Origin of the sequence: Vibrio superstes (assembly GCF_003569005.1) — a bacterium.
Classification (GTDB): Bacteria; Pseudomonadota; Gammaproteobacteria; order Enterobacterales; family Vibrionaceae; genus Vibrio; species Vibrio superstes.
Genome location: NZ_BCUR01000004.1, coordinates 1,193,177 through 1,218,798, shown reverse-complemented (window position 1 = coordinate 1,218,798; position 25,622 = coordinate 1,193,177). Strand labels below are relative to the sequence as shown.

The window sequence follows — 25,622 nt, the reverse complement described above, 5'->3', positions numbered from 1 at the left end:
TTGCTAAGGTCAAAGATATCACCATAACGCATGGACTAAACCATATATGCAACAAAAGGGGCTTGTCGACTTTAAATTGCTCCTTGCTTCTCTCTTGGGTTAACTAGCGCAGGCTTTCCACCAACCATTGTTTGAATTGTGATACCTGATAATGATTGTCACGGTGCTTGTTGACGATCATGTAATGATGGCTTTGACTATTAAAAGCATTAGGGTGTGCTATCAATAAATCCCCAGCCTTAATCGAGTCCTCGACTAGAATTCTCTTCGCAAGCAACATACCTAACCCCTGGCACGCCGCCTCCATGGATAGCTGAGTACTGTCGAATTCCAATACCGGGTCGGTAAAGGGCATGCCTTTGGAGTGAACGTTAAACCAATCTCGCCACCCTTCACTGTAACCCATGGTTCCTATCTTGGGATAGCCAGAGATCGTCTCAACAGCTTGTGAGAAATCAAAGCGCTTCATAAAACAAGGACTGGCAACCACCAGCCATTCTTCACTTTGTGTTAAACGCTCCGCATCCTTATTATGCCAGTTCCCATATCCATTAATGATCTCTATATCGAAAGATTGGTCCGTGGATGGATAAAGATTAACCGTGGAATAAAATTTGATATTGAGGTTCGGATTCTGCCTTTGAAAATCCGCTAAGCGTGTTAACAGCCATGCACAACAAAAAGACTGAGAGATACGCACCGTTAGGGTGTGCTGCACATTTTGTCCAAATAACCCCTGAGTACCCATTTGCAAGTTATCAAAGGTCGCCGTAAGTAACGTCAAAAAATGAATCGCAGGATCGGTCAGGGTGATTTGAGAGCCCTGTCGAACAAAAAGGGGTTCGTTGAGGTGTCTTTCTAAGAGTTTAATTTGCTGACTCACAGCACCGCGACTGACATTAAGCTCGCAAGCGGCTTTAGACAGGCTCAAATGGCGCGCGGCTGCTTCAAAAGCGCGCAATGAATTTAACGGTGGCAAGGAGCGATTTGCCACTCGTTCGCTACGATACATATCCTTGGTTAACCTTATATTGTTGAGTATTTAGCTCACAGTGACGGTCTGCATTGGTTCTGCATCTAGCAGATGAGGGGGCGCAAAATCAGCAAGCTGTATCACCTTATCACTCACCTGATCTATTAACTTGAGATCGTGACTGATCAATACGAGGGCACAATCAATACGGCGGGTTTGTTCAAGTAAAAGCTTGATGGTAGAGGCAGCAATGATCGGGTCGAGCCGTGAGGTAGGTTCATCAGCTACTAGCAACTTCGGCTTCATCAATAGTACACGCACAATCGCAAATCTTTGCAACTCACCGCCGGAGACGCAATCAGGAGTCCTGTTCAACAAGGTATTATCTAACTTGAGATCCTTCATTAGCTCAGACACCTTAGAGAAATCTATCTTGTGTAGACCACACAGATCCCTTAAATTTTGCTCTAGGGTTATGGTTTGACAAAATGCCGAGGGCGGGTCTTGATATAATTTAAGTAACTTAGCAGGGGCAAACTTTTCAGATCGAGTGATACTGCCGCTATCTGTATCGGTCAAGCCAAGTATCATGTCAGCAAGCGTCGACTTTCCCAAACCACTGTCTCCTACTATCCCCACAACCTCACCAGCCTTGATAGTCAGACTTAGCCCATCAAATAGCGTCTTGCCTCCTCGAGATTTACTCACACTCTTGACCTGCACTAGGTTCTGCTTGGCCAAACTCCTTGTTGATGAAGGAGCCCTAAAGTCCCACGCAGAGAGAAGTTCTTGGGCATAAGTGGATTTTGGATTCGTTAGTACGGCTTCACAGTCCCCTCTTTCCAAGATTTCGCCTTGCCGCATCACGATCAATTCACCGCCTAAAGACCTCGCGACCTCCACATCGTGGGTAATCGTCAATAGCGCACCAAATTCACTGTGTTTTTTCAAAAGCTCAATCAGTTGAGCTCTTCGGCTAGCATCCAAGCCTTTTGTCGGTTCATCGGCAATTAAGACTCTTCCTCCAGCAGCAGTGGCACACAAATAGGCCAAACGCTGCGCCATTCCCCCGGAGAGATGGCTAGGTACTTTTTGCAGTGAATCATCTAGCCCCAATAGAGAGAGCGCTTGATCTGCAACCTTGCGAGACTTTTCCTTAGCAAAGCCCCGAACAAGCCAATTGACCAAAGAAATCTGCTTAATTGCTGGCATGATGGGGTCTAAAGAGAGCCAAGGTTCTTGCGGCAACATGGCAATATCGTTACCCCAGTGCTCCTCTATCTGCCTTTGAGACAACCCTGACTGACCAAACAAGGATATGTTACCTTCCATTTCTAAGCCCTTTGGAAGCGCCCCCATAATTGCCTGAACCAACAGACTTTTTCCTGAACCGGTTTCACCTAAAATGGTCACAGGTTTTCCCCACACAAGTGAAAGGCTCAAGGCTTGTACTATAGTTTCCTGATCGGAATAGATGGAGAGTGCTTTTATGTCGATAACCTTATCCACGTTCGCCTCCGGCAATTAAATGAAAACCCAATACCATGACCACCACAGCAATGAGAGGCTGTATCAAAACCCAGGGTGCATCGCTGTAATAAGGGAACAGCTCAACCATCATTAACCCCAGTTCGGCATGGGGGGGTCTTAGTCCCACATAGACAAAGCCAACAGATGCCAATGCTAATACCGCGTTTCCAGCACCAAAACAGGCCAAGGTAAACACATCCTTGCGAAAGGCAGGCCAAAGATGACGCTTGAAGATATACCAAGGTCCAAAACCAAATAGTTTTGATGCCTCTACCTCTGGAAGTCGAACTATGGTGAGGGTCCTAGCTCGAATAACTCGAAAATACTCAACCCAAAGCACCAGAGAGATCGCGACATAGAGGATGAAGAAAGAGCCTGGGATAAGGGCTCCAAACAAGAGCACCAAGATAAGTCCTGGCAGTGCCAACACTATGTTCACCACACAAGAGAGTACCCGATCGAACCACCCTTGCTTCCAGCCCGCAATCACACCACACAGCACCCCAAGGGTTGAGGAGGTTATGACGGCAACGAGCACCATCAGCAATGACGTCTGCAGGGCACTGGATAATCGAGCTATATTGCTACGCCCAAACTGATCCGTTCCTAAGGGGTCGAGTAAACTAGGGCTGGCAAATACCTTATCTAGGTTTTGCAACCAAGGATCGTGTCCCCAGAACACCCATTCAAACGCGACAAAAAATAAAAGAGAGATAATCAGGCCAAAGCCAATGCGTTGAGAGAGCGTGAAAGAACTCATGCGAATGCCTCCGCTCTTTGTCTAGGGTCTAACCAATAACCCACGAGATCGATACAGGTGTTAATAAACACAAACAACAGCCCCATGACTAAAGCAGCGCCTTGAATCATAGGAACATCCCGTCCAAAGATGGCGTGAGCTAAGGCATGACCTATTCCTGGCCATGAAAACAGGGATTCAACCATAACAATCCCCTCGACTAAGGCCACTGATTGAATACCCACAAAAGCGATCACCGGCAATGTGATGTTAGGTTGGGCATGGTGTTCAAATGCTTGCTTCTCAGTGAGTCCTTTAAATCGTGCGAAGCGATAAAAGGGTGAGGCCAATACATCATGAGTTGCATTACGAATAATCCGATTCGACATTGCTGCCATAGAAAGGGCGAGAGCTAGGGCTGGGAGAATTAAATATTCAGAACTGCCAAATCCTGCCACGGGTAAAAGCTTAAGATTGAGCGCAAAGATCAGCACGAGAATCAAGCCGATCACGAATACTGGTTGTGCCCTTGCCAAGATAGAAAGAAACAGCGATAACTGATCGGTGCTTTTCCCTACCCTACGCCCGGCCATAACGCCAATAGGTACAGCAATCATCAAAGAAAAAAAGGTTGCAAAGACCGCCAATTGCAGAGAATGGCCGAGCTGGTGGTACAGCTCCTGCGTCACAGGGTTACCGCTAACAAGAGAGTCACCTAGGTCAAACTGTACAAGGTTAATGAGCCAGTCAAAGTATTGAACAATGGCAGACCTACCTAAGCCCAGCTCGTCTCTAACAGCATCGGCGGCCGCTTGATTCACGTAATCGTAGCCGTAGCGTGCAGCTGCTATTCGAAACGCAAAATCTCCAGGTAACATGCGCATCAAAACAAAGGTCAATGTCCCCACTGCCCAGGCCACAAATCCCGCCTGAGCTAATCTTTTAAATAAGATCTTACTGAGCAAAATACATCTCCGATACTCGATAGTTATTCTCAAACGGGTCAAACTTAAAGTTTTGTACACGCTTGTTGATAGAGACCTGCTGGGTATAAAATACGACAGGTATCAATGGCATTTCATCGGCAAGTATCTTGGCTGCCTCTTGGGCTAAAGGCTTATAACCTTCATCATCACTGAGCATCATATTGTGCAGTGTTGTATCTAGATCCTTAGACGACCAATTCATCTGCCCCCAATCACTGCCTTTAAAGCTCTTGGTATCATCCATTAAAATGGCTAGCGGGTCTGAAATCGTGCCGTAGTTTCGTGCCACTAATGCAATCTCAAGAGAGCCATCATGGTGGCCTGCTGGAATCGCACTGGAGTTGTCCACACTGACATCGATATCAATACCCAACTCACGCAACTGAGCCTGAATGGCGGTAGAGATCACCGTCAACTCAGGACGGTCCGCATAGGTCACTAACTTGAGCGCGAATCTCTCACCATCTCGTTCTAATATCTGTTCAGAGTTCAAATTCCATCCCTGTTGCTCTAATAGAAGTCGTGATTTTTCTAGGTTACGTTGTGGCGTATCCTCATAATCAAGGTGCCAGTCAGCAAGTGATGGTGGGAATAATTGATAAGCCTCAGAACCAGGGACTCGTACTATATGATTCGAAATCCCTTCTCTATCTATCGCCAAGCTAATAGCTTGGCGCGTTTCTTTGTTGTTTAAAAACCTGTGTTCATTATTAAATTTAAGCAACACGGTTCTTGGAATGGACTCACTGTGAACATCCAGATTGTCAGATGCTTGAAGTAGGTCAATACTGGCAGGGTCTAAAGTATAGATAAGATCCGCTTGGCCACTTTGTGCCTGCAGGGCGCGACTTTCTGCACGGTGACCTGTGAGATAGTGAACCTCTTCAATCATAGGAACCGCGCCCCAGTAACCTTCAAACCTGCGAACGTTCAATTTGTGTGGAGGGGCGATAACGGATGCACGATAAGGGCCAGTTCCCAATATGTCGACGACATTACCCTCATCATCAAACGAACTTGGCGCCAAGATAGCAGCAGAATAATGCGCTAGCACCGAGACAAGCGGTCGATAGGGTTCAAGAAGCTCAACAACCACTTGATTATCGTGAGAATAGACACGTTTAAATGGCACCTGATTAAGCACACCAGGTTTGGTCATCGCATGAGTCAGGGAAAAGATGATGCTGTCAGCGGTTAGTCTCTCTCCATTATGGAAATTAACATCACTGCGTATCGGGAATGTCCACTGCAAACCATCCTCACTCACACGCCAAGACGTAGCAAGCTTTGGCTTAAGTGCACCATGGGGTTGAACCTCAAATAAAGATTCAGCCACCTGCATACGGGCGTAAATGTAACCGTCTTTCGAGAGATCTTGGCTAGTAAACTCAAACGGACCACCTATGACCAGAGTGTTCTCTTTGTCGATGGCTTGATATCCCAAAAACAGCCAGGTAATCAAACCAAACATAGCAGCAATCAAAGTGTTCTTAATCATACCCACCCCTCATAGAATCCGAATAGGCCAATCGAGATGTAAACCACACCACTTAACGTCATAACTTGATGAAAACCTTTATATTGCCTAGGCACTAAACCTAACATGACACCCACAACATGAATGATCACCGACCCCATAAAGAACCCCTTACGGAACCCCTCTGGATTAATTAACCCACCGATTTCAATGCCGTGGGCATAACCATGAAAAAGACCAAACACCAACACTGAAATGAGTATTAAGAGCAAACTTGGCGTTCCTGGTCTTAAAAGAAATAGCCCTAGTAGTACCAGTGAGAATGCAATTCCTAGTTGATAGCTTGGCAATGAGAACCCACTCTCTCCAAGGTATAAACCGACCAGCATAGAGGCAATGAATGCTGCCGGTATTTGCCATATGGTTGCGCCTCCAAACCGACTACTAAGTACGCCGACCGCAAGCATGGCGAGTAAGTGATCCATACCGCTCATGGGATGTGCAATACCTTGCAAAAATTCTGCAGTGGATTCCGCACTATGAGCCAATACAGAACAAGAAAAAAATGATGAAAGTAATATGAGAATTCTCATTGTCGTGTCCCTATTTAAATCGAGGATACGATAAAACAATAATATTATGTTTTCATTTCATTCTGGACTAGACCTGAAATTAATCCATAAAAACATTTTCTTACATGAATATACAATCAGTAGTGTCTGACAATTTATCCCTCGGGGGTATAGAAAATCTATACACGCCTTAATTATTCAGTAATAAATATAGCCTAGCCTCTAGCTCAGTTATTAAATGACAGAGAAATAGAGTCATGGTTCAACTTTTAATTAAAAAAACGGGTGGATATTTTAAAAGTCCGTTGTTTATCTTCCTTATCATCTCAATCGGCATATTAATCATAGACAACACCTTATTTTATGATCGTCAATCCAATAAGGTCGTTGTCAGCCAAGACAATCTTCGCAAGTTCGTTAATGTCCAATATGGGCTAGATAATGCCGACATGATCAATCAGTATATTAATACTCTTGACGAGGACAAGAAAGAGCTCCTCATCAGTGAGTATATTACTAATGAAGCACTTTATAATTTTGCTATTAACCGTTCTCTTGATAAGAACGATGAAGAGTTGAAATCAATTATTACCGCTAAATCTAAGAATATTATTGAGATGATGGTCAATGCTGAAAAACCATTACCTAGCATTAATGAGGCCAAACGTTTCTTTGAAGATGGTACGCACAATTATCACAAGTCAGAAACCTATGACCTGGTATTAGTAAACAAGAAAAATAATAACCCAAATCTAAGTGAAATACTAAGTAAAGAGCCCCTATCTCTGCGTCAGTTAGTTGGCATGTCTGATGTGGTTAATTTTGAGAAAATTTTTAGAAATGCAGACCCAGACAGGCTAATCAGTTCATTTGGTGAAATACAATCTGCAGCTATCTTAGACCAAAAAGATGGTACTTGGTCTGGTCCATATACCACAGATAAAGGTTATCACTGGATCAGAAAAGAGACGATTCCAGCTACCTCCCCTGATTTTGAGACGATTAAAGATCAAGTTATTTCTGATCTTTATCAACAGAGAATAGATGAGCGATATCAGGTGTTAATCCAAGAATTAATTGGTCAGTTAAGAGTAAAGTCAGATGTCTAATCAAAAGTCTTTACATCGCCTATTTTTATTCGTACTGACAACCTTCACCTCATTGTTTGCAACACATGCGATCAGTCATGGCTTAGAGCCGATCTTTATCTCGGTCATCACCATGGAGAACAACCAATATCGCGTTGAGTTGAGGTTGCCTGATGAATATAAAGAAGAAAATAGCCCTTATTTCGTGCTTCCAGCAGGGTGTCAAAGTACTAATTTTAATACCTTGATATCCACGATTAATTGCAAAGAATCACTGTTAGGAAAAACGTTAGATATCAAGTTTGACTACTACGTACCTCAAATATCAACCTTGATTAACTACTACGATATCGACGGAAAAAATGAACTAACTGAAATTACAAACAAACTATCATGGACGATACCAGAAGAATTAAACAGCTCAGATAGTAACCTACTTTATTTGAACGTCGGGTTTGAACATATATTAGGTGGGTTTGACCATGTATTGTTTATTCTCTGCTTATTAATGATAGTAAAGTCAAATAGAAAGTTAGTCCAAGCTATTACTGGTTTCACAATAGCGCATTCAATGACTCTATTTATTGTTAGCCTTGGGATTATACAGCCTTCTATAGAGCCCATCGAATTAATTGTTGCTATGAGTGTTCTGTTGCTTGCCTATGAAATAGCAAGAGATAAAAACAGCTTAACCCATAGATACCCAGTAATTGTTTCATTTTTCTGTGGGTTATTGCATGGCGTAGGTTTTTCCTCTGTATTATCCGAAGTCAATACAGCAAATATTATTGATATATCAAGCATCCTTTTTTTCAATATCGGGGTTGAGTTCGGTCAATTATTAATTGTCTTTGCATGGATTAGCATTACTTTCATCTCCAATAAATTCAACTTTGATAAGAAAGAAATTTACAAGGCCAAGGTAATCTCGATCTACCTCACTGGTGGTCTTGCAATGTATTGGGTACTAGACCGCTTCATCTTGTGGTTTGAAGCGCGAAGCATTCATCTATTCGTTTAATCTAAAAATAGGAAGTCACATGAAAAAGTCGCTTTTATATAGCGCATTGATTGCGTTGCCGCTGCTTGCCGGCTGTAACTCATCAAGCAACTCAAATAAACCAACCGACCCTGGAACAGGTATCCCAGAAAACCCAATAGAGGGTGTCTATGACCGAGAGGGGCCTGTCGCCGACTTTCTAGCCACCCCTTACCTTCAGCACCCTGCGACAGACGGCATGACGGTTATGTTTGAGCCAGAAGTCGTAAGCGAAGCTGACTCTGTGGTTTATTATCGCGAACAAGGCTCTAGTGGCCCTTACCTACCTATTATCAGTACAAGCCGAGAGTATGACAGTTTGTCACTCGTCCAACTGGCTCGTATTGAGGGTTTGCACAGCGACACTAAGTATGATTACTTTGTCCGCACAAGTGCTGGAGATTCTAAGGTCTACAACTTCCGTACTTGGCCAACTGAGTCAGATATTGCTAACAACAGCGAATACACATTTATCGCCATGTCGGATACACACGCTAGTGATCGTGACCGCTGGGGAGAGGGCTTAACAGGTCTTCGTGATATCTACGAAAACGGCATCATCCGTAATGAGTGTCTAGGTGATGTGGCAAGTTGTAATGACCTAATCTCTGGCATCATGGTTGCAGGTGATCTTGTCTATGCAACCAATGTGCGCAAAGCGTATCGTGATTTCTTCAATTCTTCTCACGAACTGGCCGCCTACATCCCTATTCTGCCAACTCCAGGTAACCATGAACACGACGGTGGTAACATTGAAGGTTATGACATCTACTTAGATTGGCCTGAACAGATGGGTTGGGACAAGGCGCGCTACACCTATTCTTTAGATTTTCTTAATCTACGTATGTTCTTCTTTGATAGCTTCGTCAAAACCGATGGTGGTCAAGAATACCAATACGATTGGACCAAGGAGGAGCTTGAGCAGACAGTTCATGATGCTGACATCGACTACGTTCTAGGTATTACTCACGCCCCTTGTAAGTCTTCTATGTGGTTGTCTGGTGAGTCTTGGAAGGCTTGTGAGTTTGTGGATCTCTTGCACGAGTACTCAGCGAATTCAGGCAAGCTATCGGGCCACATGTTTGGTCACACACACGCCTATACGCGTGGCAACGACAAGAATGTTCCTCACGTTGCACTCAACGTCGCCACTTCTGTCGGTCGTATTGACCACTTCGCGGAGTTTGCACAACACGACTACGATACCGTAGCGCTGTCGAATGATGAAAATGGCTATAACATCTTCACCATGACTGCTGAAGGTGACAAACAAATCACAATGACTCGTCGTAACGGAGGCAGCTTCTACCGTGGTTTCCAACACGAGTTCCCAGTGTATGAAACGCAGGTCTACAAGGTTCATACTGGACCATCGCAGCCGATGATCAATAATATTGGCTTCACGGATCCGGGTGTCATTGCAATAGCAGCTACCGAATTTGATGGTCAACCTGAGACTAAGCACTACGAGACGCACTGGCAGTTATCAAGCACATCGGACTTTAGCGAAGATGTGAATGACATCTGGGGTAATACCACCCGCGCATATAACTGGTGGTACAACGAAGAAGACTTCCTAGATGAGGACGGCAATCGCGTTGTAAATGAGTGTAACCCTTATGCAGGTAAAAACGAGTTCTGTGATGCTGACCGTCTCGATACCTTCCCCGTAGACACACAAAAAGGCGTTGATATTACCTCCTATGAGACGGTATCAAGTGCGGTTCCTGGAAGCACTATTTACGCTCGCGTCCGTTATCGTGATAACAACCTAAACTGGTCTGACTGGTCTCCTGTTCAAGATCTTGATTATAAGGGTGTCGCAACCGATAACTTGGTCATTAATGGCGATGCTGAAGCTGGAAACGAAGATGGCTGGGATCACTACCCTAAGACGCAAGAGCAAACTGAGAATGCACTTCGCTCGCTACCTAAAGGGGCTTGTGGTATTCCAGATGCGAATGGAGAGCGAGTGTTCCAACTAGGTAACCTAGGCGATGAAAACTGCAATGGTGTTGGTTACGGCTTTGGTGGTGTTGCTTCACAGACAGTGAATGCTATCGAGGAACTAGCGGGTTACACAGGTTCGGAACCACTATACGCTACCTACTCTTCTTACATGATGAACTGGGGTAGCGCCAACGATGACCCGATTTGGATGTATGTAGAGTTCCTAGATGAAGATCAAGAGCTGATCAGTAAAACGGAAGACATCAAGGCCAATTCTTCTAAGAAGCTAACTAAGTACATGGGCGCGGAGCTTGCTCCAACCGGCACTCACTACGTACGCATTGTGATGGAATCCGAGCACAAGGCTGGAACAGATACCGACTCACAGTTCGATGACGTAGAGCTTATCTTGTCGATGCCTGAGTTGTAACCGAGCAATCGCTGTTTCCAATTAGGCTTAATTGAAGCTCATCTGCTAAGCAGGTGGGCTTTTTCTTTACCAAAACAACCTCTGATCTCTTCTAACTTATAATATTAGCCATGAATAAATCTCAGTTTGGCTCATTTCACTTAGAATTATTCCTGAGAGTCCTCTTTCAATTACTCGTGCAAGATCCCCCTATCTTTTAGTTTTATCTTGTACTCAAAGACCGTAATCACACCACAACCCACTCTGTATGTTCCTTTGATATCCAGCTTGTGATAAAAATGGATGCAACAGTAAAAAACTATCATTACTAAATGACCATCTATCTTCCTGAGCTTAGTCATAGCGACACTCAATTCCCAGACCCAAAGCTTGCACTTGCTGAGCCCAATGGCTTACTCGCATTTGGTGGAGATCTCTCTGTTGAGCGACTGCGTAGCGCTTATCGTCAAGGTATATTCCCATGGTACAGCTATGGTGAACCGATATTATGGTGGAGCCCCTCTCCAAGAGCGGTATTTGTACCTGACACATTTAAGCCAGCTAAAAGCTTAATAAAGTTCCAGCGTAAGCATCAATACCAAGTCACGATAAACCAAGCAACGGAGCAACTGATACAGCTGTGTGCCGATACTCGCCCTGATCAAGAAACTTGGATCACTGAAGAGATGCTTGCCGCCTATAAAGCGTTTGCTCGAAGCGGGCATTGCCACTCTGTTGAAGTATGGGATGGCGATGACCTGATTGGCGGTCTGTACGGCGTCTCTGTGGGTCAGGTATTCTGCGGAGAGTCTATGGTCAGTGTTAAGCCCAACGCTTCAAAAATAGCACTGTGGTATTTTTGCCAACACTTCATCAGCCATGGAGGGAAACTAATAGATTGTCAGATCATGAACCCGCATTTGGCCTCTTTAGGCGCAATTGAGATACCAAGAACCACCTTTCAAGACTATCTTTTAGAGAGTAGAGATGCATCGATGACGGCAGGTTGCTACGACAGTCAGCAACTATGCACTTCATAACGTTTATCTAGACAGCTAACACCGAAAAGGAATCTATCCGTAAATGAATCCAGAGTTACAACAAATTCGAGTGGGTTTCACCCAAAGCCATCAATGCAGCTATTTGAAGGACAAGCAAGAGCGTGTCGCGATTGCACTGGACAATGAACTGCAAAGCTTACAAGGCTATGAGTTGTTGTTAGCAAATGGGTTCAGGCGCAGTGGAGACACGATTTATCGCCCCCATTGTGAAGGGTGCAGTAAATGTATCGCCATTCGAATCGACGTTGAGCACTGTAAACCATCCAAAAGCCAAAGGCGTTTGCTCAATAAAGGTAAACAATATACTTGGGAAGTTACCACGCAAATTAACCCCAATTGGTTTGAAGTTTACGAGAAATATATCGAAGCTCGGCACTTTGAGGGCAGTATGTACCCTCCAAAACGTGATGACTTTGCCAAATTCATCCGCTCAAAAACGATTCCAACCACCTTTTTGCAGATTTATTATCAAGATCAATTGGTGTCGGTCGCGGTTACTGATCAAGTGAATAGTGCAAACAGTGCTTTTTATACCTTTTATGACCCGGACCACCCTATTTCATTGGGTACACTGTCTGTGCTCTATCAGATCCAATACACCCGTTCACAAGGTAAAAAGTGGCTCTATCTGGGCTATCAAATTGATGAATGCCCAGCCATGAACTATAAAGTCCGATTTGATTCGCATCAAAAGCTAGTAAATCACCGGTGGCAAGGGTAGAATATCGCCCAATGTGAATAGGTAACTAAATGAGTTACCAAGATTACCCTTATTCTGATTCGAGGATTAAATGGCTAAAGAAGACGTAATTGAGATGCAAGGCACTGTCCTGGACACTCTGCCAAACACTATGTTCCGTGTAGAACTAGAAAACGGTCACGTTGTGACTGCACATATCTCTGGTAAGATGCGCAAAAACTACATCCGTATCCTAACTGGCGATAAGGTGACTGTAGAGATGACTCCATACGACCTAAGTAAAGGCCGCATCGTCTTCCGTGCTCGTTAATATCTCTATTAACTATGCATAAAAAAACGGAGCCTAAGGCTCCGTTTTTTGTTGGCTGAAGATTAATGTTCTAATCTAAGTCATCTCAGTGGGCTTAGCGTTAGGCCCCTTCAGAGCCCAACGTTCTACTCACTCATTATGAATCCATTAATGATGAACCGCTTCTTCCTCTGTATTCGCATAGTGGAATTGCAACTCGTCATTCTTAAGATCAACGGTCACAGTACCGCCATTCACCAACACACCGAATAACAACTCATTGGCCAGTGGCTTCTTCAGGTTCTCTTGAATTGCTCGAGACATAGGTCTTGCACCCATCGACTTATCATAGCCCTTCACAGCTAGCCATTCACGAGCGCTATCTGCAACCTCAAGAGACACACCACGAGTATCAAGCTGAGCCTGAAGTTCAACAATGAACTTATCGACAACTTGATGGATAACTTCTTCATCTAGGCTGTTGAACCAGATGATGTTGTCTAAGCGGTTACGGAACTCTGGAGTAAATACACGCTTAATAATAGCCATCGCATCAGGTGCATGATCTTGTTGGATCAGGCCTATTGATTGCTTCTCAGTCTCCACCACACCGGCGTTAGTGGTCATGACTAAGATGATATTGCGGAAGTCGGCTTTACGGCCGTTATTGTCTGTTAGCGTACCGTTATCCATCACTTGCAGAAGCAAGTTAAAGATATCTGGGTGTGCTTTCTCAATCTCATCAAGAAGAACCACAGAGTGAGGCTGTTTAATCACGGCATCCGTTAACAAACCACCTTGGTCATAGCCAACGTAACCTGGAGGTGCACCAATCAATCGGCTGATAGAGTGACGCTCACCATATTCAGACATATCAAAGCGAAGCAGTTCAATACCCATCAGTTTAGCAAGCTGTGCTGTCACCTCGGTTTTACCCACCCCTGTAGGGCCTGCAAACAAGAAAGAACCCACTGGCTTATTCTCTGCGCCTAAACCAGCACGAGACAATTTGATAGACTCACTCAGTACATCGATAGCCTCATCTTGCCCAAACACCAACATCTTCATTTTCTTATCTAGATTCTGAAGAATGTCTTTATCTGAAGAAGAGACCGACTTCTCAGGAATACGCGCCATCTTGGCAACCATAGCTTCGATATCGCCCACCCCTACTGTCTTCTTACGACGACTGCTAGGCACTAGGCGACTCTTCGCACCCGCCTCATCAATCACGTCGATAGCTTTGTCAGGTAAATGACGTTCGTTAATGTATTTAGCAGAAAGCTCTACCGCAGCACGAAGGGCTTTATTGGTATAGCGAACCTCATGGTGCTCTTCGTATTTCGATTTAAGACCCATTAGGATCTTAGTCGTATCATCTAGAGAAGGCTCAACCACATCAATCTTCTGGAAGCGGCGAGATAGCGCGCGCTCTTTTTCAAAGATGGTACTGTATTCTTGATAAGTCGTAGAACCAATACAGCGCAACTTTCCACTGCTTAGCAGTGGTTTGATTAAGTTAGCAGCATCAACTTGGCCACCTGATGCTGCGCCTGCACCAATGATGGTATGAATCTCATCAATGAACAGAATAGCGTCATCTTCTTTCTCAAGTTGTTTGAGGATGTTCTTGAAGCGCTTCTCAAAATCACCACGATATTTGGTGCCCGCAAGCAGTGAACCAATATCTAGGGAGTAAATAACAGAGTTGGCAATAACCTCTGGCACGTCACCCTCAACAATTCTCCACGCTAGGCCTTCAGCAATCGCGGTTTTACCCACCCCGGCTTCACCGACCAATAGAGGATTGTTCTTACGACGACGACACAACACTTGAATAGTGCGCTCCAGCTCTTGGTCGCGACCAATAAGCGGGTCAATGTGACCATTGCGAGCTACGATATTCAGATTGGTTGCAAAATTTTCTAACTGGTCTTCTTGCGCGACTTCTTCTGTGGTCTCTGCACTGCCAAACAGTTCCGATGGCTCATCTTTTTGTGTTTTCGTGATTCCGTGAGAGATGAAGTTGACGATGTCTAATCGACTCACATCGTTCTTTTTCAGAAGATAGGCGGCGTGAGACTCTTGCTCACTAAAGATAGCGACCAGTACGTTGGCACCAGATACCTCATTACGGCCAGAAGATTGCACATGGAAAACCGCACGTTGCAATACTCGCTGGAAGCTCAGGGTTGGCTGAGTCTCGCGCGTCGCATCATCAACGGCAATCAGTGGAGTGGTTTGTTCAATAAAGGTATCAAGCTCTTGACGAATTGTGTCAATGTTTGCTCCGCAAGCCTTGAGAGCTTCTTGAGCAGATTGGTTGTCCAGAAGCGCCAACAGTAGATGCTCTACCGTCATAAACTCGTGCCGTTTATCTCGCGCTTGAGAAAAAGCGCCATTCAAACTCGTTTCTAATTCCTTGTTAAGCATACAGGCCTCCCCAAAACTTCAAAAACAACCACTTAGTCCTGTTCGACAGCGATGTGGTTATGCTCTTTCCATGGTGCACAACAAAGGATGCTCTTGTTGTTCAGAATACATTGTAACCTGAGCAACCTTTGTTTCTGCGACTTCAGCTGTGTACGTTCCACAACGTGCTTTCCCCTGGTAATGCACCTGAAGCATGGTCTGAGTCGCTTTGTCGGCATCCATACCAAAGAAGCGCTCAAGAATCTCAATAACGAAATCCATAGGGGTGTAATCATCGTTATTAAGAATAACGTGATACATAGGTGGTGGTTTTACCTCGGTTTTTTCTTTCTCCAGCAAGTCTGAGTCTGGAGTCACCCATTCAAAAAATTTACTCATTTTTACGTCTTTAGTAGAAAAAACAATCACTCTTGTAGCAGAATTTTTTCCAGCTACTTTAGAGACTAATAGAGCAATTGTATCCCTGCAAATAAAAGATTGCTATCAGTATCGGACGAGCGTTTTTTAGCCTACTTTCAGCGCAAAACCCGCTGTTTATTGCAACATGTTGCTCATACCTTGACCTTACACCACATATTGAGTGATCCGCGTTGTTTAATCTCAAAGCAATAGTTATTATTCTGTTAAATAATCGAATGAAATGTATTGACGATGATGATTCTTTGTCTACATTATTCTATTGTCTGATTAGAAAATCATCATTTGAGGTTTTCTATTCAAACAAAGTAGGCTGATGAAGTTGGTTTAACTGAAGTAATTTGATCATTCAGACTATTGCGACACAGCGCACAACAAGTAATAAATGCATAAGGATGTAAAGCATGGCAACAGGTACAGTTAAGTGGTTTAACAACGCCAAAGGGTTTGGGTTTATTTGCCCAGAAGGAGAAGAAGGCGATGTGTTCGCTCACTATTCAACTATCCAGATGGATGGTTATAGAACATTAAAAGCGGGTCAAACTGTCAACTACGAAGTAGAAGATGGGCCTAAGGGCTCCCATGCTAGCGCTGTGGTACCAATAGAAAGCGACGCAGCAAAATAGCGTTACCGCATTAAGTAAAAAGAGGCTCTAGAGCCTCTTTTTTCGTTTTAGTCGCTAGCTTAATTACTATTGTACATTCGCTCAAAGTTCTTCGGATCCCAACCAATCATGATCTGATCGCCTATCTTCAATACAGGTAAAGACCTAGCTCCGATAGCATCAAGCTCCTTGCGACCTCTTTGCATCTTGGCATTGGTTAAGCGGTATTTATAACCCTTAGAGTCAAGATAGCGCTGAGCATCTTTGCAATGCGGGCACTTATCCTTTACATACAAAACTAATCTCTTCATGCGTTAAACCTAGCAATGATATTTGTGCCGATTATGCGAGATCACAGCTAGAATCGCAAATATCCTACATACCCAATTTTTGTGACCAAATACAGCATATTCATAATATTCAATCAGTTAGGATACCTGCTATCTATAAATAGATTCATAATGCTATTAGGATTATTAAATAGTATTTGAAAGTAATTTGCATAAACTGCGGTTTATTCACGTGACACGATCAAATAGTCTAGATTTACTCAAAGCACTCACAGTTTATTTGGTCGCACTCATTTGCTACCTCACCCAACTATTAAAGGACTCAGCCATGGCTCATCCAATCATCACTGATCTAGAAAATCGTTACACGGCAAAACGCTACGATGCGTCAAAGCGTATTCCTCAACAAGATTTAGACGTGATCTACGAAGCGCTTCGCCTATCCGCGTCATCCATTAATTCACAGCCTTGGAAATTTATCGTCATTGAAAGCGACGAAGCCAAGCAACGCATGCACGATACGTTTGCCATAAAGCACCAATTTAACCAACCTCATGTGAAGTCCGCTTCTCATGTGATCTTGTTTGCTCACAACCCGCGTTACACGAAAGAAGACTACGCCAAAGTAGTGGATAAGGGTATTGAAGATGGTCGTACCCCGAAAGAGCAACGCGATTCGGCGTTTGGCGCATTTGCCTTTGTTGAGCTCAATACCGATGAAAATGGTGATACCTCAACATGGACCAAGTCGCAAACCTATCTGGCTCTAGGTAACGCTCTACACGTTCTTGCAAGGCTTGGGATTGACTCGACAACAATGGAAGGGGTGGACAGTGAACTGATTGGTGACATCTTTGCTGAAGAACTGGATGGCTATGTATGTAATGTCGCTCTTGCCATTGGTTATCACCATAAAGAAGAAGATTACAATGCCAATCTTCCTAAGTCTCGCCTAGACCTAGATAAAGTCGTCAAGGTTCTTTAGTGCCTAACGCTAATTACAAAAACGGCTGACTCAATGTCTGAATGAGTCAGCCGTTATTTACGACGATTGGTATTATTGCGCTGTTTCTGCAACCGCAAAGCGTCGATTGCTTAGGTAGTTAAGAACAAGCTCGGTCACCATAGGGTCGCTTCTCAAGCTGTCGTGTTTGATGTCCACTGCTATAAAGTCTTGCATACCCTCTAATTGCGCTGATTCAACCGACACTAGGCCATCGTTCGAATTCTCGAACACATGCCTTAAAACCGGGTAAGTATCCGTCCCTGCGATTACTCCAAACGGATAATTAGGTTGTGGCAATGAATTAGGTAAGCTTTGCGGATCAGTGGTTAATGAGGCCGCCGTACCACCAGCAAGTGGCAGCAGCCAAAGGCTAGAGAAAAAATCCGCCACGTCGCTACCATGATTAGGGGTGCCTAAAAACACCACCTCACCTAGATGTTGCGAATACGTCATTGCTGGCTTTTTGGCAAGGTAATCTCGAATAACCAACCCACCTAGAGAGTGCCCAACAAAGTGTATTTTACTACCACTAGCCTGAGACAACTCGCGATCAAACTGATATACGCACTCATCTATCTGCATACCGCTTTTACGTAATGTGTAGTCAAGCTCTCTGCCCACAGTTGGGTAATCCACCACGCACACTTGATAGCCATGCTCTTTTACTCTATCCGACATCTCCTCCATGGAAGATGCACTGCGAGCAAGGCCGTGAACGATAATCACCTGCTGGTTCTTGTGGGAATTATAATCGCTGATCTCTTTGGGGGCTTCAGATTGGCTACAACCCGTAACTAATACACCAAAAACTACTGTGATCAGGCTCTTTCTCATAGACTCAATGACTCCTATTTCTTCTATCACTAGAATATCAAACAGGAATCAAACACTCACCCAATTTTGTGCAAAATAAAACCGATATTCAGGCTAGCCTATCTGCGTCATTTCATGCACAACGAAAGACTCTACTGCCCCTTCTGTTGCCGCAATATAAGCCGCTAGGTGATCGTTTTCCATGTGCTTGCGCCATAGGTCACGTGTTTCCCAGTTCTCAAAGAACAGAAAATGTGCTGGATTATCATTATCTTGATGTAGGTCGTAGTTCACACAGCCTTGTTCAGCGCGCGTGGTATCGATAAGGTTTTGCAGTTCTGATTTCACCAACTCAATTTTGTCTTGTTTGGCTACGATATTGGCTACTATGGTTAGCTTTGTCATTCTTAAATCCCTGATTCTATTTTGTAAAAAAATGTGTCTTTCAATGAGTTATCTGCATAATAATATGACGGCGAAAACTCAACTCTAAGTATCGGCCTCATTTCCCTTAAAGAACACCGATCATCCGTGAAATTATAGTTTTAATCTCTCGTTACGATTAACTCTACTTATTCAGCACACCAGTCAGTATAATCCCTCCCCCTTGTGATGAGGGTGGTCAAATAACACACAACTCATCATTTCACTTCACATAATTTGGTCATCGCACTTTTTGACGACCACTGAAGCAGTTTAGAGCACGCAATGAGTAATAAGAATTCCGTAGGCTTAGTTGGCTTAATCGCCATCGTATTTGGCTCAATGATCGGTAGCGGTATCTTCAGTATTCCGCAAAACATGGCCGAACAAGCCTCCATCGGTGCCGTATCCCTAGCTTGGTTGATCACAGGTATCGGCATGCTTCTTTTGGTGCAAACCTTTAGAGTACTTGCCGAACAAAAACCTAACCTAAATTCGGGTATTTTCTCATACGCGAAAGCAGGCTTTGGCGAATACATCGGCTTCCATTCAGCTTGGGGCTATTGGTTAATGACCTGTATGGGTAACGTCGCCCTTGCCGTTATGATCAATGACTCTTTGGGCTTGTTCTTCCCTGTATTGCTTCAACACGGCATTGAAACCGTATTCCTTTGCTCAGCATTACTCTGGGGCATGAACGCCATAGCACTGCGAGGCACCGCCAGCTCATCTTTTATCAACCTTATCTCAACGGTAGGTAAGCTGATCGGCTTGATCATTATTATTGCGATCATTATGTACAGCTTTGAGCCCGCAAACTTATCCCTAGATGTATGGGGAGAAGAGCAGCAACTCGGCTCAGTAGTCACTCAAATCCAGAGCACTATGATGGTCACACTTTGGTGTTTTGTGGGTATTGAAGGCGCAGTAGTATTATCTGGCAGGGCGAAAAAGAAATCGGATGTCGGTAAAGCAACCCTCATTGGCTTTTTAGTCGCTATTAGCATGTACAGCCTGATCTCTATATTGGCCTTTGGCATCTTGCCTCAGCAAGAGTTGTCACAATTGGCAAACCCATCAGCAGCGTCTCTGTTAGAAGCAGCCATTGGCCCTTACGGACGTGTACTGGTCAACATCTGTGTGTTGGTTTCAGTATTCGGTGCTCTTGTGGCATGGACGATGTTGGTCGCTGAAGTGCCCTATGAAGCAGGTAAAGTGGGTGAGTTCCCGCGCTTCTTCAGTCGCACCAATAAAAATGAGGCGCCAATCAATGCATTGAATGTCTCTACATTGTTCATGCAGTTGTGCGTCTTACTGGTAGTGATGTTTGAGAATGTCTATCTGGCAGCGATTAACATCGCATCGGTAATGGTTCTACCTTGCTACCTACTCAGCTGTCTGTTCCTTCTTAAGATCTCGCTAAATCCTAAGTCCCTTGGTTTAGAAAAGCGTAATTACGGCCACATTGCTTTGGCCACCAGCGCGGCGTTGTTTTGCGCTTGGCTAATTACCGCGGCAGGACTTGAATATCAGTTGATGGCGACTATTTTGTACACCATAGGTATCCCGTTTTTCCGATACACGCACGCCTCGCGAATAAAGGCAGGCGAGAAGGTGTATTCATTAGTGGATACTTGGATAGAGCGAACATTGATAGCGCTAGCCGCACTTTCTGTTTATCTGATGTTCACCGGTTATCTTCACGCATAACCGTTAAACAAATCTCAATGCATAAAAAAGCCCGAGCTAATCACTTAGCTCGGGCTTTTGCTATATATTAAATTATACGTTATCGATAACCTGATTTAGCGTAGCGCTTGGACGCATTAGCTCAGAGGCAATCGCATCTACTGGTGAGTAGTAACCACCCAACACTCCTGCAACACCTTGCGCACTGTTCAGTTCGCCAACAATGCTCTCTTCATTAGAAGCCAGAGATTTAGCTACCAAAGAAAATTGCTCTGCCAGTTCAACGTTCTTGTTTTGACTTGCCAATGCTTCTGCCCAGTAGCGAGCAAGGAAGTAGTGACTGCCACGGTTATCAAGTTCACCCACGCGACGTGAAGGAGACTTGTTCTCGTCAAGGAACTTACCTGTTGCTGCATCAAGCGTTTCTGCAAGTACGCGAGCCTTTTCGTTGCCAGTCACTTCACTTAGGTGCTCAAGAGATGCAGCCAGAGCTAGGAACTCACCTAAAGAATCCCAACGTAGGTGGTTTTCTTTTTCTACCTGCTGAACGTGCTTAGGCGCTGAACCACCGGCACCTGTTTCAAACAAACCGCCACCGTTCATCAGAGGCACGATAGACAGCATCTTAGCTGAAGTACCTAGCTCTAGAATCGGGAACAAATCGGTTAGGTAATCACGCAGTACGTTACCCGTTACAGAGATGGTATCTTCACCCTTAGCAATGCGCTCTAAGGTGAACAAGGTTGCTTCTACTGGTGACAATACGCGAAGGTCTAAACCGTCAGTATTGTGCTCAGGCAGGTACGCTTCTACCTTCTTGATAAGCTCTGCATCGTGAGCACGATTTGAATCTAACCAGAATACCGCTGGAGTACCAGATAGACGTGAACGATTAACCGCCAACTTCACCCAATCTTGAATTGGCGCGTCTTTTACCTGACACATACGGAAGATGTCGCCTTCTTCAACCGATTGCTCAAGAAGTACCTTCTCGTTCGCATCAACAACACAGACTTTACCTGACTGAGCTAGGATGAATGTCTTGTCGTGAGAACCATACTCTTCCGCTTTTTGCGCCATCAGACCTACGTTTGGCACGCTGCCCATAGTTGTCGGATCAAATGCACCGTGCTGCTTACAAAAATCAATCACTGCTTGGTAAACACCAGCGTAGCAGCGATCAGGGATCATCGCCTTCGCATCTTTTGGCTTACCATCTGGACCCCACATTTGACCAGAGGTACGGATCATTGCAGGCATAGAAGCATCAACGATTACATCTGATGGGACATGAAGGTTAGTAATGCCACGGTCTGAATCTACCATTGCAAGCTCAGGGCGCGTTTCATAAACCGCATTAACAGCTGCAATAATTTCTTGTTTCTGTGCTTCAGGCAAAGACTCAATCTTAGCGTACACATCGCCAAGGCCGTTGTTGACATCAACACCTAGTTCGTCAAACAGAGACCCGTATTTCTCGAATACCTCTTTGTAGTAAACCTTAACTGCATGACCGAAGATAACTGGGTCTGATACCTTCATCATGGTCGCTTTCATATGCAGAGAAAGCAGTACATCTTGCTCTTTCGCAGATTCAATCTCTTTCTCAAAGAAAGACACCAACGCATTCTTGTTCAACACAGAGGTATCAATAATCTCTTTGTCTTGCAGTGCGAATGCTGATTTTAATGTGTTAACGCTGCCGTCATCGCCACGCAGTTCAATACGAACCTCAGTTGCGCTATCGATAGTGACCGATTTTTCGCTACCGAAGAAATCGTTGCCGTCCATGCTCGCTACGTGTGATTTAGAATCTTTAGACCAAGCACCCATTGAATGTGGGTTCTTCTTCGCGTAGTTCTTTACTGAAGCTGGAGCACGGCGATCTGAGTTACCCTCACGCAATACTGGGTTTACCGCACTACCCTTGATCTTGTCATAGATAGATTGAATCGCTTTCTCTTCGTCAGTTTTTGCTTCTTCTGGGTAATCAGGAAGGTCAAAACCCTTTGCTTGTAGCTCTTTGATCGCCGCTTTAAGCTGCGGGATAGACGCAGAGATGTTTGGCAGTTTAATAATGTTCGCTTCTGGCGTTTTCGCCAAATCACCTAACTCTGATAACGCGTCACCAATACGTTGCTCTGGTTTCAAGTACTCAGCGAAGTTAGCGATAATACGACCCGCTAATGATATGTCGCGAGTTTCAACTGCAATATCAGACGATGCAGTGAATGCTTGTACCATTGGCAAAAATGAGTATGTTGCCAGCGCTGGAGCTTCATCGGTAATGGTGTAAATAATGGTGGGCTTTTGTGCAGACATGAAATTTCCCTATCTTAATTTTTTGTTCACTGGCTGTATTCAGCTCTCGTGTTAGTCGATTTTATAGCGTTCGCATCGTGCGAATCATTGATGTTGTGTCTTGGGTTTTATCAATTCTTGGCTTCAAATAGCCTAAAACGCCTTAAGTCATACAAGGCGCTTGTCTTTAACCTATCAAATAATCGGCTCTGTTAGCAATCGTGTTATGATTAGCCTAACCCGTTTGCTGCGCGTATCATAAAGCAAATGTTGTTTCGTGAGAATGAACTCATACAGTTTGTTTACAAAAATGCAAGGTAGTTAACATGTCTAGCGGCAACCGCCGACCTCAAAATAAGTCTCGAACTTCTGAAACATCTTCGAAGCCCAATAACAAATTCAGCCAAAAGCGCTATAGCTCTTCCAATCGAAGAAAGCCAGTACGCACAGTTAAACGTGTGTCTGCCGAAGAGCGGAAAGTACTGCTGTTTAATAAGCCTTTTGATGTGTTAAGCCAGTTTACTGACGGTGACGGCAGACAAACTTTGGCCGATTTCATCAAGGTAAAGGATGTGTATGCTGCAGGAAGGCTCGATAGAGATAGTGAGGGATTATTACTGCTGACCAATGACGGTATTTTACAGGCTAAATTAACTCAGCCTGATTCAAAATCACCTAAAACCTATTGGGTACAAGTTGAAGGCGCGCCATCAGAGCAAGACTTGGATAAGCTGCGCAATGGCGTAGAACTTAAAGACGGTATAACTCTACCCGCACAGGTAGAAATCATGCCAGAGCCGACAGTATGGGACAGAAACCCACCCGTGCGCTTTCGCGCAGCCATCCCAACTACCTGGCTTTCCATCACCATCATAGAAGGCCGCAACCGACAAGTACGCCGAATGACCGCCAATATCGGCTACCCCACTCTGCGACTTATCCGCTATTCCATCGGCAAGTACAGTTTGGGCGATCTACCTAATGGGGAGTGGAAAGAGGCCTAATGCTACTAGCTTCAAGCTGATAGCCTGTCTCTTGGTCACAAGTCAGACTCTAGGATTTCCGTCTTGCCCGAATGCTTTTATCGGGCATCTGTTCCTATATATAGGTCCCCGACTGGTACGCCAGCCCGGAAAAGCTCTCGGGCAAGACGTTTATTCAAAGTAGGGATCCAATCAGGAACACTACTTGTTAGATAGCATTTAGATTAGCTATCAATACTTTTGTATAAAAGTCAGGCTGATAGCTAGTAGCTTGAAGCTATACTATTCCCCTTCCATAAACCCAAGGTCAGGAAGTCTGTCCAAATGCTCTGCATAACGCTTTTCGTTGAACTCTGCGCCATTGTTCACAACATCAAATACTTCGATTGCTACTGCGCAACCAATCATGGCGATAGCATCATCGCGGCTATTGCCGGTCATCATTAGGCGCATCAGCGTTTCTTTTACTTTTTTTGGATTGCCCGATTCAATCTGATTTTCAACGATTTCAATCAGTTGGTCTTGAACTTCTTGTTGGTCTTGCATGGTCTTTAGCCCTATTGTGGGAGCAACGAAATGTTGGCACATAGTATGACAGAAAATGTTTACACTTTTCAGTCAATTTGAAAATGTGATTCACCTCAAGGATCTGTCACACTGGGTTTGTTTCTGTTAGAATCTGCGACCGTGTTTATCTAGTGGTAATTTTGAATGTCTGACAACAGCCAAAAGAAAGTCATCGTCGGCATGTCCGGTGGGGTTGATTCCTCTGTCTCTGCGTACCTGCTTCAACAGCAAGGCTATCAAGTTGAAGGCCTGTTTATGAAGAACTGGGAAGAAGACGACAACGAAGAGTATTGTACAGCAGCAGAAGACCTTGCCGATGCGCAAGCCGTCTGTGACAAGCTGGGCATTCATTTGCACACGATAAACTTTGCTGCAGAATATTGGGACAACGTGTTTGAGTACTTCCTTCAGGAGTACAAAGCAGGTCGTACGCCAAACCCAGATATCCTTTGTAACAAAGAAATCAAATTCAAGGCCTTCTTGGAATTTGCTGACGAAGTTCTGGACGCGGATTACATCGCAATGGGCCACTACGTGCGTCGTACCTTCCCTAGCGCAGAAGACATTGCGGCAGGCGAAAAGCCTCGCATGCTTCGCGGCCTAGATGGCAACAAAGATCAAAGCTACTTCTTGTATACGCTAAGCCATGAACAAGTTGGCCGCAGCTTATTCCCTGTGGGCGACATAGAGAAACCAGAAGTTCGCCGCATTGCTGAAGAGCAAGGTCTTATCACAGCGAAGAAAAAAGACTCAACTGGCATCTGTTTTATCGGTGAGCGCAAGTTTACAGATTTTCTTTCTCGCTATTTGCCAGCACAGCCGGGTAAAATTGAAACCCCTGAAGGTCAAGAGATTGGCGAACACATGGGTTTGATGTACCACACACTAGGTCAACGCAAAGGTCTACACATTGGTGGCCAAAAAGGCGGCGGTGGTAACGAAGACCCATGGTACGTAGCTGAGAAAGACCTGAAGCGTAATGTATTGATTGCGGTTCAAGGTGCAGACCATCCATTGCTTAAGTCTGAAGGTCTAATTGCCTCTCAGCTACACTGGGTCGATCGCAACCCTATTGGTGAGCCAATGACGTGCACTGTGAAAACGAGATATCGCCAAACCGATATTCCATGTACCATTATTCCTGTGGACGACGAGAACATCAAAGTGATCTTCGACGAACCACAAGTAGCCGTTACCCCTGGTCAATCTGCGGTCTTCTATAAAGACGATGTATGCTTGGGTGGCGGAATTATCGAAAAACGAATCAAAGCTTAAGACAAAG

The 25,622-nt window shown here is 44.5% G+C and carries 24 protein-coding genes; 11 read left to right on the top strand and 13 right to left on the bottom strand.

Annotation, left to right across the window (positions count from 1 at the left end):
• Nucleotides 1-103: 103 nt before the first annotated feature.
• The 6 genes from D5I41_RS13530 to D5I41_RS13505 are packed head-to-tail and all read right to left on the bottom strand — an operon-like array spanning nucleotide 104 to nucleotide 6,298.
• Nucleotides 104-1,012 (bottom strand): LysR family transcriptional regulator, encoded by a 909-nt coding sequence (locus D5I41_RS13530; protein WP_119010227.1) that lies wholly within the window; start codon nucleotides 1,010-1,012, stop codon nucleotides 104-106.
• Nucleotides 1,013-1,042: 30 nt separating this feature from the next.
• Nucleotides 1,043-2,482 carry an ABC transporter ATP-binding protein gene (locus tag D5I41_RS13525; RefSeq protein ID WP_119010226.1) on the bottom strand — a complete coding sequence of 480 codons (1,440 nt, stop codon included), beginning with the start codon at nucleotides 2,480-2,482 and terminating at the stop codon, nucleotides 1,043-1,045.
• Entirely contained in the window at nucleotides 2,475-3,263 is a 789-nt protein-coding gene (locus tag D5I41_RS13520; RefSeq protein WP_119010225.1) for an ABC transporter permease, read from the bottom strand. Before D5I41_RS13520 ends, D5I41_RS13525 begins: the two co-directional genes overlap by 8 nt.
• Complete coding sequence (locus tag D5I41_RS13515; RefSeq protein WP_235868918.1) at nucleotides 3,260-4,162, bottom strand: ABC transporter permease; 903 nt, start codon at nucleotides 4,160-4,162, stop codon at nucleotides 3,260-3,262. Before D5I41_RS13515 ends, D5I41_RS13520 begins: the two co-directional genes overlap by 4 nt.
• Nucleotides 4,163-4,196: 34 nt before the next feature.
• Nucleotides 4,197-5,726 (bottom strand): ABC transporter substrate-binding protein, encoded by a 1,530-nt coding sequence (locus tag D5I41_RS13510; protein ID WP_119010224.1) that lies wholly within the window; start codon nucleotides 5,724-5,726, stop codon nucleotides 4,197-4,199.
• Nucleotides 5,723-6,298, bottom strand: a complete 576-nt coding sequence (locus tag D5I41_RS13505) for a HupE/UreJ family protein (RefSeq protein ID WP_119010223.1) — start codon at nucleotides 6,296-6,298, stop codon at nucleotides 5,723-5,725. Before D5I41_RS13505 ends, D5I41_RS13510 begins: the two co-directional genes overlap by 4 nt.
• A 236-nt stretch (nucleotides 6,299-6,534) precedes the next feature.
• Between D5I41_RS13505 and D5I41_RS13500 the strand changes: the two genes are divergently transcribed.
• The 6 genes from D5I41_RS13500 to infA all read left to right on the top strand — a co-directional run bounded on the left by D5I41_RS13500 (nucleotide 6,535) and on the right by infA (nucleotide 12,834).
• A complete protein-coding gene (locus D5I41_RS13500; RefSeq protein WP_119010222.1) occupies nucleotides 6,535-7,386 on the top strand; it encodes a peptidylprolyl isomerase in 852 nt (283 codons plus the stop codon).
• On the top strand, nucleotides 7,379-8,386 hold the full coding sequence (locus tag D5I41_RS13495; protein WP_119010221.1) for a HupE/UreJ family protein: 1,008 nt from the start codon (nucleotides 7,379-7,381) through the stop codon (nucleotides 8,384-8,386). The genes D5I41_RS13500 and D5I41_RS13495 overlap by 8 nt, the downstream gene beginning before the upstream one ends.
• A gap of 19 nt (nucleotides 8,387-8,405) precedes the next feature.
• Nucleotides 8,406-10,784, top strand: a complete 2,379-nt coding sequence (locus tag D5I41_RS13490) for an FN3 domain-containing metallophosphoesterase family protein (protein ID WP_119010220.1) — start codon at nucleotides 8,406-8,408, stop codon at nucleotides 10,782-10,784.
• 311 nt (nucleotides 10,785-11,095) lie between these two features.
• A complete protein-coding gene (gene aat / locus D5I41_RS13485; protein WP_119010219.1) occupies nucleotides 11,096-11,803 on the top strand; it encodes a leucyl/phenylalanyl-tRNA--protein transferase in 708 nt (235 codons plus the stop codon).
• A gap of 43 nt (nucleotides 11,804-11,846) precedes the next feature.
• On the top strand, nucleotides 11,847-12,545 hold the full coding sequence (locus tag D5I41_RS13480) for an arginyltransferase (protein ID WP_119010218.1): 699 nt from the start codon (nucleotides 11,847-11,849) through the stop codon (nucleotides 12,543-12,545).
• Nucleotides 12,546-12,615: 70 nt separating this feature from the next.
• Nucleotides 12,616-12,834 (top strand): translation initiation factor IF-1, encoded by a 219-nt coding sequence (infA, locus tag D5I41_RS13475; protein ID WP_001040192.1) that lies wholly within the window; start codon nucleotides 12,616-12,618, stop codon nucleotides 12,832-12,834.
• 147 nt (nucleotides 12,835-12,981) lie between these two features.
• Here the strand turns inward: infA and clpA are convergent, their stop codons facing one another.
• Together clpA and clpS are read right to left on the bottom strand one after the other, a co-directional pair.
• On the bottom strand, nucleotides 12,982-15,246 hold the full coding sequence (gene clpA / locus D5I41_RS13470; RefSeq protein ID WP_119010217.1) for an ATP-dependent Clp protease ATP-binding subunit ClpA: 2,265 nt from the start codon (nucleotides 15,244-15,246) through the stop codon (nucleotides 12,982-12,984).
• Nucleotides 15,247-15,303: 57 nt separating this feature from the next.
• On the bottom strand, nucleotides 15,304-15,624 hold the full coding sequence (clpS, locus tag D5I41_RS13465; RefSeq protein WP_017030856.1) for an ATP-dependent Clp protease adapter ClpS: 321 nt from the start codon (nucleotides 15,622-15,624) through the stop codon (nucleotides 15,304-15,306).
• A gap of 443 nt (nucleotides 15,625-16,067) precedes the next feature.
• On the opposite strand from clpS, the gene cspD reads away from it, so the two are divergent.
• Nucleotides 16,068-16,289, top strand: coding sequence for a cold shock domain-containing protein CspD (gene cspD / locus D5I41_RS13460; RefSeq protein WP_017030343.1), 222 nt, complete (start codon nucleotides 16,068-16,070; stop codon nucleotides 16,287-16,289).
• 59 nt (nucleotides 16,290-16,348) lie between these two features.
• Here cspD and D5I41_RS13455 read toward each other — a convergent pair whose 3' ends face one another.
• Complete coding sequence (locus D5I41_RS13455; RefSeq protein ID WP_119010216.1) at nucleotides 16,349-16,579, bottom strand: glutaredoxin family protein; 231 nt, start codon at nucleotides 16,577-16,579, stop codon at nucleotides 16,349-16,351.
• Nucleotides 16,580-16,886: 307 nt separating this feature from the next.
• Here D5I41_RS13455 and D5I41_RS13450 point away from each other — a divergent pair, with 307 nt between their 5' ends.
• On the top strand, nucleotides 16,887-17,543 hold the full coding sequence (locus D5I41_RS13450; RefSeq protein ID WP_017030858.1) for an NAD(P)H-dependent oxidoreductase: 657 nt from the start codon (nucleotides 16,887-16,889) through the stop codon (nucleotides 17,541-17,543).
• A 72-nt stretch (nucleotides 17,544-17,615) separates the two neighbouring features.
• Here D5I41_RS13450 and D5I41_RS13445 read toward each other — a convergent pair whose 3' ends face one another.
• Together D5I41_RS13445 and D5I41_RS13440 are read right to left on the bottom strand one after the other, a co-directional pair.
• Nucleotides 17,616-18,398 carry an esterase/lipase family protein gene (locus tag D5I41_RS13445; protein ID WP_119010215.1) on the bottom strand — a complete coding sequence of 261 codons (783 nt, stop codon included), beginning with the start codon at nucleotides 18,396-18,398 and terminating at the stop codon, nucleotides 17,616-17,618.
• A 93-nt stretch (nucleotides 18,399-18,491) separates the two neighbouring features.
• Nucleotides 18,492-18,782, bottom strand: a complete 291-nt coding sequence (locus tag D5I41_RS13440) for a putative quinol monooxygenase (protein WP_119010214.1) — start codon at nucleotides 18,780-18,782, stop codon at nucleotides 18,492-18,494.
• Between the two features lie 303 nt (nucleotides 18,783-19,085).
• Here D5I41_RS13440 and D5I41_RS13435 point away from each other — a divergent pair, with 303 nt between their 5' ends.
• Nucleotides 19,086-20,510 (top strand): basic amino acid/polyamine antiporter, encoded by a 1,425-nt coding sequence (locus D5I41_RS13435; RefSeq protein ID WP_119010213.1) that lies wholly within the window; start codon nucleotides 19,086-19,088, stop codon nucleotides 20,508-20,510.
• 72 nt (nucleotides 20,511-20,582) lie between these two features.
• Here the strand turns inward: D5I41_RS13435 and D5I41_RS13430 are convergent, their stop codons facing one another.
• Nucleotides 20,583-22,811, bottom strand: coding sequence for an NADP-dependent isocitrate dehydrogenase (locus D5I41_RS13430; RefSeq protein ID WP_119010212.1), 2,229 nt, complete (start codon nucleotides 22,809-22,811; stop codon nucleotides 20,583-20,585).
• 305 nt (nucleotides 22,812-23,116) lie between these two features.
• Here D5I41_RS13430 and D5I41_RS13425 point away from each other — a divergent pair, with 305 nt between their 5' ends.
• Complete coding sequence (locus D5I41_RS13425) at nucleotides 23,117-23,794, top strand: pseudouridine synthase (RefSeq protein ID WP_119010211.1); 678 nt, start codon at nucleotides 23,117-23,119, stop codon at nucleotides 23,792-23,794.
• 261 nt (nucleotides 23,795-24,055) lie between these two features.
• Here the strand turns inward: D5I41_RS13425 and D5I41_RS13420 are convergent, their stop codons facing one another.
• Nucleotides 24,056-24,319 carry a hypothetical protein gene (locus tag D5I41_RS13420; RefSeq protein WP_017030351.1) on the bottom strand — a complete coding sequence of 88 codons (264 nt, stop codon included), beginning with the start codon at nucleotides 24,317-24,319 and terminating at the stop codon, nucleotides 24,056-24,058.
• A gap of 165 nt (nucleotides 24,320-24,484) precedes the next feature.
• Between D5I41_RS13420 and mnmA the strand changes: the two genes are divergently transcribed.
• Nucleotides 24,485-25,615 carry a tRNA 2-thiouridine(34) synthase MnmA gene (gene mnmA, locus D5I41_RS13415; RefSeq protein WP_119010210.1) on the top strand — a complete coding sequence of 377 codons (1,131 nt, stop codon included), beginning with the start codon at nucleotides 24,485-24,487 and terminating at the stop codon, nucleotides 25,613-25,615.
• The last annotated feature ends 7 nt before the right edge of the window (nucleotides 25,616-25,622 follow it).